General features: G+C 60.2%; 12 protein-coding genes. 4 read left to right on the top strand and 8 right to left on the bottom strand.

From position 1 onward, the window contains the following. Window positions 1-19: 19 nt before the first annotated feature. Window positions 20-706, top strand: a complete 687-nt coding sequence (locus tag ACYQ0Z_RS01255) for a zinc metallopeptidase (RefSeq protein ID WP_459863626.1) — start codon at window positions 20-22, stop codon at window positions 704-706. Window positions 707-828: 122 nt separating this feature from the next. After that, the gene (locus tag ACYQ0Z_RS01260) at window positions 829-2,193 is read left to right on the top strand and encodes a hemolysin family protein (RefSeq protein WP_459863633.1); all 1,365 of its coding nucleotides are present in this window, start codon (window positions 829-831) and stop codon (window positions 2,191-2,193) included. Window positions 2,194-2,202: 9 nt separating this feature from the next. On the opposite strand, the gene ACYQ0Z_RS01265 is transcribed toward ACYQ0Z_RS01260, so the two are convergent. The 8 genes from ACYQ0Z_RS01265 to ACYQ0Z_RS01300 form a co-directional block, all read right to left on the bottom strand. Then, entirely contained in the window at window positions 2,203-2,412 is a 210-nt protein-coding gene (locus ACYQ0Z_RS01265; protein ID WP_459863638.1) for a hypothetical protein, read from the bottom strand. 60 nt (window positions 2,413-2,472) lie between these two features. Then, a complete protein-coding gene (locus tag ACYQ0Z_RS01270) occupies window positions 2,473-4,269 on the bottom strand; it encodes a peptidoglycan D,D-transpeptidase FtsI family protein (RefSeq protein ID WP_459863641.1) in 1,797 nt (598 codons plus the stop codon). Window positions 4,270-4,452: 183 nt separating this feature from the next. Further along, complete coding sequence (locus tag ACYQ0Z_RS01275; protein ID WP_459863643.1) at window positions 4,453-4,767, bottom strand: DUF1292 domain-containing protein; 315 nt, start codon at window positions 4,765-4,767, stop codon at window positions 4,453-4,455. After that, on the bottom strand, window positions 4,764-5,087 hold the full coding sequence (locus tag ACYQ0Z_RS01280) for a DUF1292 domain-containing protein (RefSeq protein ID WP_459863645.1): 324 nt from the start codon (window positions 5,085-5,087) through the stop codon (window positions 4,764-4,766). Before ACYQ0Z_RS01280 ends, ACYQ0Z_RS01275 begins: the two co-directional genes overlap by 4 nt. After that, a complete protein-coding gene (ruvX, locus tag ACYQ0Z_RS01285; RefSeq protein ID WP_459863647.1) occupies window positions 5,065-5,505 on the bottom strand; it encodes a Holliday junction resolvase RuvX in 441 nt (146 codons plus the stop codon). The genes ACYQ0Z_RS01280 and ruvX overlap by 23 nt, the downstream gene beginning before the upstream one ends. A 163-nt stretch (window positions 5,506-5,668) precedes the next feature. Next, window positions 5,669-5,935 (bottom strand): IreB family regulatory phosphoprotein, encoded by a 267-nt coding sequence (locus ACYQ0Z_RS01290; protein ID WP_459863649.1) that lies wholly within the window; start codon window positions 5,933-5,935, stop codon window positions 5,669-5,671. Between the two features lie 157 nt (window positions 5,936-6,092). Continuing rightward, window positions 6,093-8,732 carry an alanine--tRNA ligase gene (gene alaS / locus ACYQ0Z_RS01295; protein WP_459863651.1) on the bottom strand — a complete coding sequence of 880 codons (2,640 nt, stop codon included), beginning with the start codon at window positions 8,730-8,732 and terminating at the stop codon, window positions 6,093-6,095. Between the two features lie 453 nt (window positions 8,733-9,185). Then, window positions 9,186-10,637 carry an ISLre2 family transposase gene (locus ACYQ0Z_RS01300; RefSeq protein WP_459863653.1) on the bottom strand — a complete coding sequence of 484 codons (1,452 nt, stop codon included), beginning with the start codon at window positions 10,635-10,637 and terminating at the stop codon, window positions 9,186-9,188. Window positions 10,638-10,877: 240 nt separating this feature from the next. Here ACYQ0Z_RS01300 and ACYQ0Z_RS01305 point away from each other — a divergent pair, with 240 nt between their 5' ends. Together ACYQ0Z_RS01305 and ACYQ0Z_RS01310 are read left to right on the top strand one after the other, a co-directional pair. Continuing rightward, window positions 10,878-13,982, top strand: coding sequence for a DNA methyltransferase (locus ACYQ0Z_RS01305; RefSeq protein ID WP_459863654.1), 3,105 nt, complete (start codon window positions 10,878-10,880; stop codon window positions 13,980-13,982). Further along, entirely contained in the window at window positions 13,979-14,890 is a 912-nt protein-coding gene (locus ACYQ0Z_RS01310) for a DUF5655 domain-containing protein (RefSeq protein WP_459863655.1), read from the top strand. The genes ACYQ0Z_RS01305 and ACYQ0Z_RS01310 overlap by 4 nt, the downstream gene beginning before the upstream one ends. Window positions 14,891-14,917 lie beyond the last annotated feature (27 nt).

Consider the following 14,917-nt stretch of genomic DNA (forward strand, 5'->3'; position numbering starts at 1 on the left):
TAGATGGAGGGCGAACTCGATGTTCTTCCATCCTATGGATATCCTGATTTTTGCCGCCTTTGGCCTTTCGCTGTGGGCGCAGTTTCGCGTGCAGGGCAACTTCCGCCGCTGGCACAGTGTTCCGGCCGCATCGGGCCTGACCGGGGCCGAGGCGGCACGCATCCTGCTGGACCGCAACGGTCTCTACAACGTGCCCGTGGAACCGGTGCCCGGTCACCTGACCGACCATTACGATCCCATCCACCGCGTTGTGCGCCTGTCGGAGAACGTGTATTACGGGCGGAGCATTGCCGCGCTGTCGGTTGCCTGCCATGAGGTGGGGCATGCCATCCAGCACAAGGTTCGCTACCCAATGTTGGTGCTGCGCCACCGCATGTTCCCGGTGGTCAACTTCAGTGCGTCGCTGGCCCCGCTGTTCCTGTTGGGCGGTTTTCTGCTGCAATGGGCCAACCTGATCGGCCTGGGCATCGTGCTCTTCTCCGCGGCCGTGGCCTTCCAGCTTGTCACCCTTCCCGTGGAGTTCAACGCCAGCAGCCGCGCGAAAAAGCTGATGCTGCAAGAAGGATTTATTGCCCGCGGTGAAGAAAAGGGTGTTGACAAGGTGCTCAGTGCGGCGGCCCTCACGTATGTGGCCGCAACCCTGGTTGCTGTGCTGGAATTGGTGAAGTATGTCATGATCTTTACCCAGGTCAACCGTGAAGAATAATGGAAGAACGACGAGAATATCGGGTGGAATAACCCGAACTCCATTCGCCTGCACGGCAACCGGAACGTTTGGGAAAGGGGGGTGTGCCCTTCCCCCTTGTTCCGGGGAAGGGCGTTAACACCTTGGAAAGTCCGAGTTTCCTTACCGTCCTGTTCAACCTTCTTGTGGTGTTCCTGCTGGTGCTCTTGAACGGGTTCTTTGTTGCCGCCGAGTTCGCCATCGTCAAGGTGCGCCAGTCGCGCCTCCTCCAGCTGGCCAATGAAGGAAACCGCAAGGCGCGCTACGCCCAGCACGTCACGAATCACCTCGACGCCTACCTCTCCGCTTGCCAGCTGGGCATTACGCTGGCCTCCCTGGGCTTGGGGTGGGTAGGTGAGCCGGCCATCGCACGCATGATCGAGCCCGTTCTCGAGCCGCTTGGCGTCCCGTCGATGGCCGTGCACTCCATCTCGTTCGTCATCGCGTTCTCCTTCATCACGTTCCTGCACATCGTGCTCGGCGAGCTGGCGCCCAAGTCGATTGCCATCCGCAAGGCGGAACCCGCCACGCTGTGGCTGTCTCCGCCGCTCATGCTCTTCTACAAGGTGATGTATCCGGCAATCTGGTTCTTGAACGGGACGGCGAACGCCTTTTTGCGGCGCATCGGCATTGAACCGGTCGACGAGCTCCAGCAGGCCCACACGGAAGAGGAGATCCGCATCCTCGTCAAGCAGAGCCATCAGCGCGGACTCATCGATCAGACGGAACGCGTGCTCGTCGACAACGTCTTCGAATTTTCCGAACGCTTGGCCCGCGAGGTGATGGTGCCGCGGACCAAGATGGTTGTCTTGTACCTGGAGGATTCCTTTGAGGAAAACCTCAGCATCGCCCGCGAAACGCGCCATACCCGTTACCCGGTGGCCGAAGAGGACAAGGACAACATCATCGGCTTTGTCCATGTTTCGGACTTGTATGCCGAAGCCCTGAAACCGGGCAGCGAGAAGAGCCTAAAGCCGCTGATCCGCCCGATCCTGACCGTTCCGGAGTCGATGGAACTCAGCCAAGTGCTCCGGCTGATGCAGAAAAAGCGGGTGCACATGGCCATTGTCGTCGACGAATACGGTGGGACGGCGGGGCTGCTCACCCTCGAGGACATCCTCGAGGAAATCGTGGGCGACATTCAGGATGAGTTTGACAACGAACGGCCCTTGTGGGAAAAGAAAGGCGACGTGTATTCCGTCGACGGACGCGTGCTGATCGAGACGGTAAACGAGCTGCTTTCGCTGGACATCGAGAACGAGGAAGTGGATTCCATCGGCGGATGGGTGTATACCCGTCTGGAAGGGGCGCCGGAAGTCGGGAAGACGGTGGTGTACGACAACGTGCTGTTTGAGGTGGCGGAGATGGATCGCCTGCGCATCTCCCGCTTGAACATCAGGCGCCTGCCGGAGGCGACCGACTCCAACGCAGCCGACGCCGCCGTGAAAGCCCCGGTGGAACAGCGGTAAGCCTGCCGTCTAGACGACATCAAAATAGACAAACAGGTACACCCACACCGCAAACGCGAGGGCCACGAGCAGCGCGCCGATAATTATGGTCGCAAAGAGGGCAAACAGGCATCCCGTCGTCCGGAAAAGCTCCTTCCACATCGCCGGCAGCACAAGCAGGATGAATCCCAAAAACACCGCCAGAAACGGGCCCAAAAAGAGCAGCTCTTCAAAGATCACGGACACCCCTCCCGGCCTGCGGAAGTCCCGTGTTAGGGTATGCCGCAGGGGCCCGGGCGGTTATTTTTTTGCCGCCAGTACCTCCATCACCTCGCCAAACAGGCGCGTCGCCTGGTTTTCGCCTTCCAGGGGCTGGCCGCGCACCAGCACGGCCACCGCGTAACGCGGCTCCTGCACAGAACCAAATCCCACAAACCAGTGGTGATTCACCCGGCGTTGGCCCAGGACGGCTTGGGCCGTTCCGCTTTTTCCGGCCAGTTTCCACGGATGAGCGGCCAGCGCCTTGCCCGTCCCCTCTTCGACCACCCCGCGCATGAGCTTGCGCAGCCGGTAGGCTGTATACGGCGAAATGCCCGGCGCTTCGGGGAGTCGCTGCTTGGCGAACGCGGCGAAGGACGTGCCGGTTTGGTAGCGCAGTTCCGTCGCCACCCGCACCGCGGCGGGTGTACCCCCATTGAGGAGCGTGACCACCAGATTCGCCGCTGACAGGGGCGTCAGGCGCACATCGCGCTGGCCGATGGCCGTCTGAACGAGCACCCCCTCATCCGCCGAATCCTCCGGACGGGCATACACCTGGCCCGCTTCCTCTTCGGGAAACTGGGCCAAGCGCGGGAAGCGGAAAAAGGGCGCCTCCGCCCAGCCCACGGTACCGACGACGCCGAGGGCCCGCGCGTACCGCTCCATCCGCTTGCCGCCCAGGCGCTTGGCCAGCTCAGCAAAGACGATGTTGCACGACTGGGCAAACCCTTCGGCCATGGTGAGGTGACCATGGCCACCCGGCTTCCAGCAGGAAAACCCATACTTGCCCAGCTCGCCGGGACAGAAAAAGCGCTCCTCCTCCGTCGTCACGCCCTCCTCGAGCGCGGCGGCAGCAACGACGATCTTGAACACCGATCCCGGCGGCGTGCGCATCAGGGCGCGGTTGCGCCACGCGTCCCCCGCGGCGTAGGGATCGCGCGGGTCAAAGGTCGGCCGGCTCACCATGGCCCGCACCTCGGCCGTTTTGGCGTCGAGGACGACGATCGCCCCGTCGCGCAGGGGGAAGCGATCGGCGATGCGTTCCAGAGCCCGCTGCAGCGGAAGATCCAGGGTGGTCACCAGTTCCAGCGGGTAGAAGGGGTTGTCCGGCACGCGGACGCGGAGACCCAGACCGGACAACACGTTCCCGCGGGCATCAGTGAAATACGCAATCGTCGTGGGGCCCACTCCCTGGAGAAAGGGGTCAAAGGCCCGCTCCAACCCCGCCGCGCCGACCATCGGGGGCTGCGGTCCATCCTCGCGCTCCCGCGCCTCGTACAGGCGGCGCACCAGGTCAGGGCTTTGGCTCAGAAAGCCGAGCACATGGCGGGCCACACCGCCTTCCGGGTAGCGCTCGGCTACGGAAAAGACGCGCAAGCCGGGGAGGCCGAAAGCTTCCACGGCGCGCTCCTGCCGGGCCGTTAGGGCCACCAGGCGGCCGCGCGCGTCGCGCCAGAAAACGGGGCCCTTCGCCTCGCGAAACCAGCGCGCCAGCCGTTCGGGATCGGCACTGAGAATGGCCGCCAGGCCCCGCACGGCCGCGTCGTCGGGCAGCGCACGCCGCGCCACGGGCAAGTAGGCCAGCGCCCGCACCGTGCGCCCGGTGAGCGGCCGCCCCTGGCGATCGACGATGGGGCCACGTCCGGTATCAAGCACCAATACCCGCTCGCGCTGGCGCACCGATGCCTCCACCAGGTCAACCCCGCGCTCGGAAAAACTGCGCTGCGCCCATACCTGAATCCATCCCAACCGTCCCAACAGCACCGCCCACATCAGCACGCCAACCGCCATCAGCGCAAACAGCCGGTTGCGGTGCCGCCATCCCCGCGCCGCATCCATCATTCCATCCTCCCCGCAAACGGGATATTGGATAGGATAGCCAGGAACGCGGCGGGTCAAACGGCGTCGATACGGCTCGCCCCCGAAAGCGTGTGGCGGAGAAAACGAAAAGCGGCCCGAGCCATGTGGGCCGCCGGACCGCGGTTGCGCATCTGGACTGCGCGAAAAATGCGGGGCACCGTCCTAGCGCCCCGTGTTTTCTTCCTCCTGGAAATAGAGCCACTCGTCGAAGGCTTCCGCCGCCCGCTCCCATTCGTCCTCGTCCTCGATGGGCTCCACGGCCACCGGGCCGTTTTCACCGAAGCGGACGCGGAAGAGATACCAGTCTTCCCCGTCCACGTCGCGCCGCCCTTTGAGCACGGCGTAGACGGTGCCGTCCAGGTCAAACTCGGTCAGCACGCGGTAGCGCTCCTCCGCCCCGTCGCCAACCAGCGCCACCTCGTCGCCCATCGCCTCGCGCAGGTAAAAGACTTCCCGGGCCATGCGCGGTTCCGTCATCGCCCCGCCTCCTCGTCTTCCCCGGCGTCGTCCTCGTCGTCAAACATGCCCTCATCGGCCAGGGTGTGGTAGGCGTCCTCGATCACCTGCCAGGCGGCGTTGAACTCGTCCTCATCCTCAACAGGCGCCAGGCTCCCGTCCTCCTCCAAGCGGAACAGGTAGACATCTTGCTCCTCGTCATGGACCTGCTCTTCCGGCACCAGGGCGAAATATCGGGTCCCGTTGTTCTCGAATTCGTACATCACCCGAAAGTCCCGTTCTTCCTCCCCATCCACCAACGTGACCGGATCGCCCACTTCAATCGGCTCCTGCATCGTCATGGCATTCCCTCCTTTTGGCGTCCAAATACCCTTGCAGCATGACCGCTGCGGCCACCTTGTCGACCACCTGCCTGCGCCGACGCCGACTCAGGTCGGCCGCGAGCAGCGTCCGTTCGGCCAACACCGTCGTCAGCCGCTCATCCCACAGATGAACCGGCAAGGCCAGCCGCTTTTCCAGAAAACGCGCGAAGGCACGACAGCGTTCCCCCATCGGCCCCAGGGTGCCGTCCATGTTTACGGGCAGGCCGACAACGATGGCGGCCACACCGTATTGTTCGATGAGACGCTGAAGAGCGGCCGCATCGGCTTCCTTCGACGTACGGCGGATGACGGCGACGCCCTGGGCGGTCAGGCCCAGCTCGTCACTCACCGCCACGCCGATGGTCCGCTCCCCCACGTCCAGTCCCATGATGCGCATGGCAACCGTTCCCACTCCTAGTCTGGTCCACTGGCCCGTCCGCCATTCACGCCGCACCCGTTGGCGAGGGCACCCATAGCGGAACACGGGGCCCCGCCCTCCGGAACCGGTCACCGGATGCCCGGAGCGGCAGCCGGGCGCATTCGGCTTTTCGCCGGCAGCACTACTCCCGTCCGTTGACCTGCAGGTAGTGCTTGACCAGCTCTTCGATCAGCTCATCGCGCTCCACTTTGCGAATCAGCGTGCGGGCATTGTTGTGGCGGGCAATGTAGGCCGGGTCGCCCGACAAGAGGTACCCCACCAGCTGGTTGATCGGGTTGTACCCCTTTTCCTTGAGGGCATCGTACACGGTAAGGATCACATCGCGCGGGGAGAGGTCTCCACCGTCCTCCTTCACGCGGAAACGCATCGTCCTGTCCATCGAACTCATGGTCCGGTGCCACCTCGCTCAGCGGTCTACAGGTACAAATTCGCCGCGAAGGGCCTGTTTCCTCTTCGCGGCGAGACGGGATTTTCCCCTTGTCGGAGCGACGCCCGAATCGCGCGGCTCCCGCATGCATCGCGCGTCGCGCTCGCCTACTTTTGGCTCAGCCCACCTGCACCGTGCGCACGAATTCCTTCACGTAGGCCAGAGCCTCGTCCAGCCGCTGCGGCTGCCGGCCCCCGGCCTGGGCCATGTCCGGACGGCCGCCGCCGCCCCCGCCGCAGCGCGCGGCCACTTCCTTGACCAACTTCCCGGCGTGGAAGCCGCGCTGGACCAGGTCGGCGGTGACGCCGGCGACGAGGTTCACCTTGCCTTCACCAGCCGTGCCGAGGACGACGATACCCGAGCCCAGCTTCTTCTTCAGCTCGTCGCACAGGGTGCGCAGGCCGTCCATGTCGACGCCGCTCACCTTGGCGGCGATCACCTTCACCCCTTCCACCGTCTCGGCCCGTTCGGCAAGGGTCTGGGCCTCCAGCCGGCTGAGGCGCGCCTGCAGCGACTCGTTTTGCCGTTCCAGCTCGCGCAGCTCCTCCTGCAGGTGCTGGATGCGTGCCGGCACGTCGCCAACGTGTCCCGCCTTTAGCATATCCGCCGCCGTGCGCAGCAAGTCGAGCTGCTCGTTCAGGTACGCGTAGGCGTGGCGGCCGGTCACCGCCTCGATGCGCCGCGTGCCGGCGCCAATGCCGCTTTCGCTGACGATCTTGAAAAGACCGATCTCCGCCGTGTTGCGCACGTGGCAGCCGCCGCACAGCTCGAGGCTGTAGTCGCCCACCTGCACGACACGCACCACGTCGCCGTACTTCTCGCCGAAGAGGGCCATCGCCCCCATGGCCCTGGCCTTCTCCAGCTCGGTGTGGAAGATGGTGACGTCAATCTGCTTCCAGATCTGCTCGTTCACCCGCCGCTCGATGCGCTGAAGTTCCTCGTCGGTGAGGGCGCTGAAGTGGGTGAAGTCGAAGCGTAGCCGATCCGGTGCCACGAGAGAGCCGGCCTGGTTGGCGTGCTCGCCGAGGACCTCCTTGAGGGCCTTGTGCAAGAGGTGCGTGGCGGTGTGGTTCTTGACGATGTCGGCGCGCGCCGCCCTGTCCACCGCCGCCGTCACCGCGTCGCCGACACACACGCGGCCGCGGACAACACGCACGGTGTGGACATGCTGGCCGTTGGGGCCCTTCTGCACGTCCTCCACCTCGAGCTCCCCGTTGGGCCCAACGATGCGCCCCTTGTCGGCCACCTGGCCGCCGCTTTCGGCGTAGAAGGGCGTCTCGGCGAGGATCACCTGGGCCGTGTCACCCTCGGCCACTTCGTTGACGAGGGCGTCGTCCTTCACCAGGGCCGCGACGCGGGTCTCCACTTCCAGGCGGTCGTAGCCGACGAAGGCGCTCTCCACGGTGAGGTCGCCCAGCACGCCGCCCTGCACGCGCATGCCGCTGAGTTCACCGCGCGCCGCCCGGGCCCGCTCGCGCTGCTTGGCCATCTCCGTCTCAAAGCCGTCCCGGTCCACCTTCAGGCCCTGCTCGGCGGCAAAGTCCTCGGTCAGGTCGAGGGGGAAGCCGTAGGTGTCGTACAGGCGGAAGACCTCCTCGCCGGTAATCGTGTCGCGCCCCTCGCGCTTGGCCGCGTCGACAAGCTCCTGCAGCAGGGAAAGGCCCTCCTCCAGCGTCTCGTGGAAGCGCTCCTCCTCGGTGCGGATGACGCGGCGGATGAGGTCGGCCTTCTCCACCACTTCCGGGTAGTAATCACCCATGATGGCACCGACGACGGGCACCAGCTCGTGGAGGAACGGCCGGTCGATCCCCAGCACCTTGCCGTAGCGCACGGCGCGGCGCAGGAGCCGGCGGATGACGTAGCCGCGACCCTCGTTCCCCGGCAGCGCCCCGTCGCCGATGGCAAACGTAACGGCGCGCACGTGGTCAGCGATGACCTTGAAGGCCACGTCCTGCTCGCGGTCCACCCCGTAGCGCAGGCCGGAAAGCTCCGCCGTGCGGTCAATGATCGGGCGGAACAGGTCGGTGTCGAAGTTGGTCGGCACGTCCTGCAGAATGGAGGCCATCCGTTCCAGGCCCATCCCGGTGTCGATGTTCTTCTTCGGCAGCTCGGTGTACGTGCCGTCGGGGTTGTGGTTGAACTGGGAGAAGACAAGGTTCCACACCTCGAGGTAGCGCTCGTTCTCCCCGCCGGGATAGAGCTCCTCGGGGCTTGCGGCGGTGTGGTTGAGGTGCTCCCCGCGGTCGTAGAAGATCTCCGAGCACGGGCCGCAGGGGCCTTCGCCGATGTCCCAGAAGTTGTCCTCGTGGCGGATGATGCGCTCCTCGGGCAGACCGATCTTCTTGTGCCAGATTTCAAAGGCTTCGTCGTCCTCGGGGTGGATCGTTACACTGAGGCGGTCGGGATCAAAGCCGATCCACTCCTTGCCGGTGAGGAACTCCCACGCCCAGGTGATGGCCTCTTCCTTGAAGTAGTCGCCGATGGAGAAGTTGCCGAGCATCTCGAAGAGCGTGTGGTGGCGGGCCGTTTTCCCGACGTTCTCGATGTCGTTGGTGCGGATGCACTTCTGGGCGTTGGCGATGCGCGGGTTGTCGGGCACGAGGCGACCGTCGAAGTACTTCTTCAGCGGGGCCATCCCGGCGTTGATCCACAAGAGCGACGGGTCGTCGATCGGCACAAGCGGGGCGCTCGGCTCGATCTTGTGCCCCTTGGAGGCGAAAAAGTCGAGGAATTTCCGGCGGATCTCGCTCGCTTTCATGCACCCATCCCTCCGTCCGTGGTCTTGCGTCCGAAACAAAAAACTCCCGCCCCTCAGGGACGAGAGTTGGCTCTCGCGGTACCACCCTGCTTACGCGAACGAACCTGCACGCGACCGGTTCCCGGTTGGGGCTCCGCAACACCTTCCGGGTTCCGCTGCGCACTGCGGCCGTCCGCGTCGCTCGGCACGATAACGGCGTGTCACCGGCGGGGTTTGCCCGCGCTCCGGGGTGGCCTTCGACCGCTCTTCTTCTAGAGGCCCTTCCAGCCCAAGGGGCCTCCTCTCTGGAGAAGGGCTGCGGTCTACTTCGCCCCGTCATGGCGTTGGCCAGCGTTGGACATGCAGGTTGTCAATGTTAAACGTAGCAAAAGGGGCGGGGGGTTGTCAAGAAAAGGTCAGATCGGGGTGCGTGTCAACTTTCAGTAGGTGCCCCGACACAAAAATTAGGTCAATTTAAACCATTCTTGGAATCGTCCGCACAAGCTCACGAAGCACATACTTTACCCAAGGCGCACCGGATCCAGGCCCGTTAAGGGCCGGAATCCTTGCGCGCAGCCATCCCTCTATGTCTGCTCTCCAACTCTTTTCCCTTTCCTCCGCCGCTCCTTTGCCAAACACATGGCTCATTCTTTCCGGTTGGGCTGTCCACTTGGTTTTCACCACTTCAGCCAGTTCCCCATTTGCCCGCGACGCCAAAAGCCGCGCCAACCGGCCGGCCCCCTCGACGCTCCAACGCGCTCCATGACGCTTCATCCGCCGTGCAATGTGATGAAACACTTGTCCCTCAATCGCCCCTAATCGCACGGGCTCTCCCAACTCCCGAATGCCTTCCCAGTTCGTCCGCAAATAGCGCCACAACTGAACCACACGCTGCCGCTGTGCCCCGCGGCTGCGATGTTCGGCTGCTTTCAGAGCCTGCTCAACCCCTTCCCAATCGGACGTTGCCAGCGCAGCACAAACCTCCCGATACGCCTTCTCGTCATGTCGAAGACTCTCCACCAGGTTCCGACGAAGGTGAAATGGATCGAGCCGGTATTGCGCTCCCGGAAAATACGCACACCCTTCCTTTACAAACGCGGCCCCATCGCCTCCCACATACCATTGCTCCACTGCATCGAAGTCCCAATGCTGACCAAATTTCGCCACACACTCTTCCCAAAAAGTCAACCCTTCTGCTACACCGGCATGCACACAACGTTCTTGCAAACGACGCCGCTGGGCCGAAACGTCCCCTTTTCCCTCGTAGGCCACCGCCACCTTGACGGGAATCGTTGCCCGCTTCCCTTCCGAACGCCGGGCTGGTACCCAAACCTCATCCGCTTCCACATACACTGCCGAGCTCTTTCGTTGCCCTTTGGGGCTTACGCCCCGTTCAAACACATCCCGCCGCCGCTGTTCGATCTGTTGCCCCAATTCCCTACCGGCCTTTTGTACCTCCTGCCAGATGCTCATGGCCCGGATGTCCACATTCCCAAGCGTCACGTGCTTGAGCACTTCCGCTGCCCGGTGATACGGCATCTCCACCGCCAGGGCTACGGCCAACTGTCTTGCCCACGGCGAAAGCCGCTGGCGTGGTGCCAAGCCCAGCGCCTCATCCAGAAGGTACCGGCCCTGACCGCTTTCCCGGTCCACGTAGTACCGACGTATAATACGCACCTCACCAAAGGGCGTCAGGACCGTGCGCTCCTTGCGATGCACGATCTTTAAATGCTTCCGATCCCGGTTTTTCATAAACTGTTGATCCAACTCCGCACAGGCCGCCTGCAAAAGCCGGAGGGTTGCCTGCTGCACCAGCCGGTAGATGCCCTTCTCCAATGCCTCAAAATCCCGGCTTTGCTTCAGGAGGTCAGCCATTTCCTGCACAAGAAGGAGGATTTCTTGCACGGTTTCGCGAATCCATTCCATGAGACCTCACCGCCTCCTCGACTTCGTGTCGGGGCAAGTTGCCTGGCCAGACAACTTGCGGTGAGGTCTCTTTTCGTTTTTTCCTCACCGTGTTCCTACTGAAACTTTACACGCTCCAGGTCGGGTTAAGAACGAGTCACATCACGTGAAATTTCCCAAACGAATTGTTTGTTCAGGTTGTTGGGTTGCGTTAAACTATTCAAGGTAAAGATAGCAGTCATTGAGGAGGCGCTTTTTCCTATGGATGCAGCCATGAAGAAGTTTCAAGACTTAATGCGGAAGCTTTTTGAGTTCGACCTTGCAGATCTGGACTTTGGTCTCTATCGTCTCTTTCATCTCAAGCGCACCGAGATTGAGGCCTTCATTACTGAGCAGTTGCCTCGTGAGGTAGAGGAGGCCTTTACCAAGGCAAGCAGCGAAGATCGTGAGCGGCTTCAGGAAGAGTTGGACAAGATCGCCCAGGAAATCCGGAAGAACATCAGTGAGGACGCGATCCAGTCTGATGGCTCCATTGCCGAAATCTATCGCTCCATAAAGCTTTGTCAGCGCTACGAGGAAATCCGCACCAGACTTATCAAACTACAAGTGACTGAAGGCCACAAGGCTGAGGTGTTCAACCATCTCGTCAACTTCTTCAGTCGCTATTACGAGGATGGCGACTTCATCCCCAAGCGACGCTATGGCACGCGGGAAACCTACGCGGTGCCCTATAACGGCGAGGAAGTTTTCTTCTACTGGGCCAACCGCGACCAGCACTACGTCAAGACTGCCGAGCGCTTTCGGGATTACGCTTTCAAGGTGCAAGACCTCACGGGAGAGTACCGGGTGCGCTTTACCATGGCTGAAGCCTCCATCCCCAAAGACAACACCAAGGGCAATACCCGCTACTTCTTCCCCCGGCCCGACCTAGCGGCCTATGACGCCAAGGCGAGGGAATTCATTCTGCCCTTTGAGTACCGTCTGCCCACGCCGGAGGAACTTGAGCAATACGGCACAACCAGCAAGGCGCAAGAAACCATCCTAGAAGAATCCCTCCCTCGCATCCTGGAGGCCGTTCCAGATGCGAACCTGCGTGCCCTGCTCAGCCGATCGGCCGATGGAAGCGAGGAAGCGCCAACCATTCTGCAGAAACGCCTGCGACACTTCTGCCGCCGCAACACCAGCGACTACTTCATCCACAAGAACCTGCGTGGCTTTTTGACCCGCGAGTTGGAGTTCTACATCAAGGATCAAATTATCCACCTGATGGACCTGGAGGGGGACCTCGACGCCAAACGTCGGATAGTGCGTACCTTCCGCAAGATAGCTGAGAAGGTGATCGACTTCCTGGCCACCATCGAAGACGCCCAGAAGGCGCTCTTTGAAAAGAAGAAGTTCGTGCTGGAAACCGACTATCTCATTCCCGTTCAGCACGTGCCACGGGAATTCTGGCCAGAGATTCTGGCCAACCAGGCTCAAGTGGCCGAATGGAGGAAATGGCTGGCGCTGGAGCCGCAGAAAGACTTGTTCAACCAAGAGGGCACGATCAACGAAGCCTTCTTGGAAGCCCACCCTACCCTGCCGCTGCACACCAAGCATTTTGACCGCGATTTTGTACGCCGCCTGCTGGAGGCGCTGCCCTTTGAAAACCTGGACGAGGCTACCGATGGTTTGCTGGTCCATAGCGAAAACTATCAGGCACTGCGCCTGCTTCTAGAGCGCTATCGAGAACAGGTCAAGTGTGTCTACATTGACCCACCATATAATTCTAAGACATCCGAAATTATGTATAAGAACTCTTACAAGCATTCATCTTGGCTTTCACTCATAGATGGAAGAATTTCCATAAGCAAGGAATTTTCTGCCTCAGATGGTAGTCATGTAATAGCAATAGATGAAAACGAACAAGAATTGCTAGGTAGGCTTCTTTCATTACATTTTCCGGAGAACCTGTACGAAAAAGTATGTGTTTCAATCGTGCATAATAAAAAAGGTATTCAAGGTAAGTATTTTTCATATAACCATGATTTTGCATATTTCTGTATACCGAAAACACTTACCAAGATCAATAGTAAACCAGTTCCTGAGTCAGAGTGGGAATTCGATAATCTTAGGGCATGGGGACGAGAATCAGAGCGAGAAACTGCTAGAAATTGCTTCTATCCTATCTATGTTGAGAATGGCGAAATTGTAGGTTTTGGTGAAGTATGTGATGATGATTTCCATCCAGGACAAGCAAACATCAACGTCAATGAACGTCAAGTAGCTGTTTATCCTGTAGACTCGCAAGGCATAGAAAGAAAATGGAGATATGCAAGAGACACCATTGAGCAAATTCGGCACTTGCTAAAGGTACACGTCACAAATACCGGAGAAATCCAGATTCTAAAAGCAAGATCGGTAAAATCTTTCAAAACTGTTTGGGATGACCCAAAGTATATAGCAGGAGACTATGGAACTAGATGGTTAACTGAATTAGGAATCAAAGTTGATGAAAATCTTTACCCTAAATCGATCCATACTGTAGCCGACTCGGTGTATGCTGTGTCAAATCCGTCAGATTTGGTTCTAGACTTCTTCGCCGGTTCCGGAACCACGGGCCACGCGGTCATCAACCTGAACCGTGAGGACGGCGGGCGGCGCAAATTCATCCTCGTGGAAATGGGCGAGTACTTCGACACCGTGCTCCTACCCCGCATCGCCAAGGTGATGTACACACCGGAGTGGAAAGATGGCAAGCCTAAGCGGGAAGCCACGCCTGAAGAGGCCCAGCGCACGCCGCGGCTGGTCAAAATCCTCCGCCTTGAATCCTACGAAGATGCCCTGCACAACCTGGTCGCTCCGTCTACACTGGAACGAGCCGGTCAGCATGAAAAGACTTACAAAGAACTGGCCGGAGAAGACGCTTACCGCCTGCGTTACTGGATCGAGCTTCCTTTACGGGAGGCCGAAACCTGCCTGCGCACCCTCGACCTTGCCCATCCTTTCGACTACAAACTGGAAATCCTCACCGACAGCGGCCCGGTAAAGAAACCCGTGGACGTGGTAGAGACCTTTAACTACCTCTACGGCCTGCGTGTCCGTCGTTATGAGACCTGGCGCAACCCTGAGGACAGCAACCGGGAATACCGCGTTGTAAAAGCTGCTGACCGCGAGAACAAGAGACGTGTCCTGGTCCTCTGGCGTGACATGAAAGACTATGATCCTAAGGCCGAACGCACCTTCCTGGAAGGCAAGATCGTCGAAATGGAAGCGCAGGGGGAAACGTGGGACGAGATCCTTATCAACGGTGACAGTCCTACGCCGGGCGTAACCTCGCTGGATCCCCTGTTCAAACGACTGATGATGCGAGGGGAGGAAAAATGAGCGATATTAAACTGTTCAGGATCAAGAACGGTAGCGTTCAAGAACTCATCGGCAGCTCAGTCACGTTGGAGAAGTCACTGCAAACTTTAATTGAAAATAACCTTGAGAGCCTGCTCGGTGTGCGCTTCTTGGCCAGCGAGTATCCCACCGGCCCGAGGCACGGCGGGCGGATCGACACGTTAGGAATTGACGAGAACGGATGCCCCGTCATCATTGAATACAAGCGGGCCACCAATGAAAACGTGATCAATCAGGGGCTATTCTACCTAGACTGGCTGCTCGACCACAAGGCGGACTTCCATCTCCTGGTTCAAAAAAAGCTTGGCGACCAAGAAGCCGACAAAATTGACTGGTCGGCACCCCGACTGATCTGCATCGCCGGCGATTTCACCCGCTACGATGAACATGCCGTGCAGCAGATAAACCGCAACATCGAACTCATCCGTTACCGACGATTCGGTAATGATCTGCTTCTGCTCGAACTGGTGAACGCTGTAACGGTCCGGACAGAAGCGTTAACGGGTACTCCTGGAAAAACCACCATCACGTCTTCCAAGACCATCTCCGAAACCCTCGCAGAGCTTTCCGGGCCGCTGCGGGATCTTTATGAAGAGCTACGGTCCTACCTTCTGGCGCTCGGCGACGACGTGCAAGAGAAAGTTCTCAAATACTACGTGGCATTTAAGCGCATCAAGAACTTTGCCTGCGTCGAGGTCCATCCGGCTAAGAAGGCCATCACGATGTATCTCAAGGTCAATCCGGACGAAGTCGAGCTGAAGCCCGGCTTCACCCGTGACGTGCGGCAAATTGGTCATTATGGGACAGGAGATCTCGAAGTCACGCTGCGCGGCCGGAAGGATCTTGATCGAGCAAAAGATCTAATTCAGAGAAGCTATGAAGCAAGTTGACAAGGAAAGGCTAAAAAGGATAGGGGA

The sequence above is a fragment of the Calditerricola yamamurae genome, assembly GCF_054654135.1.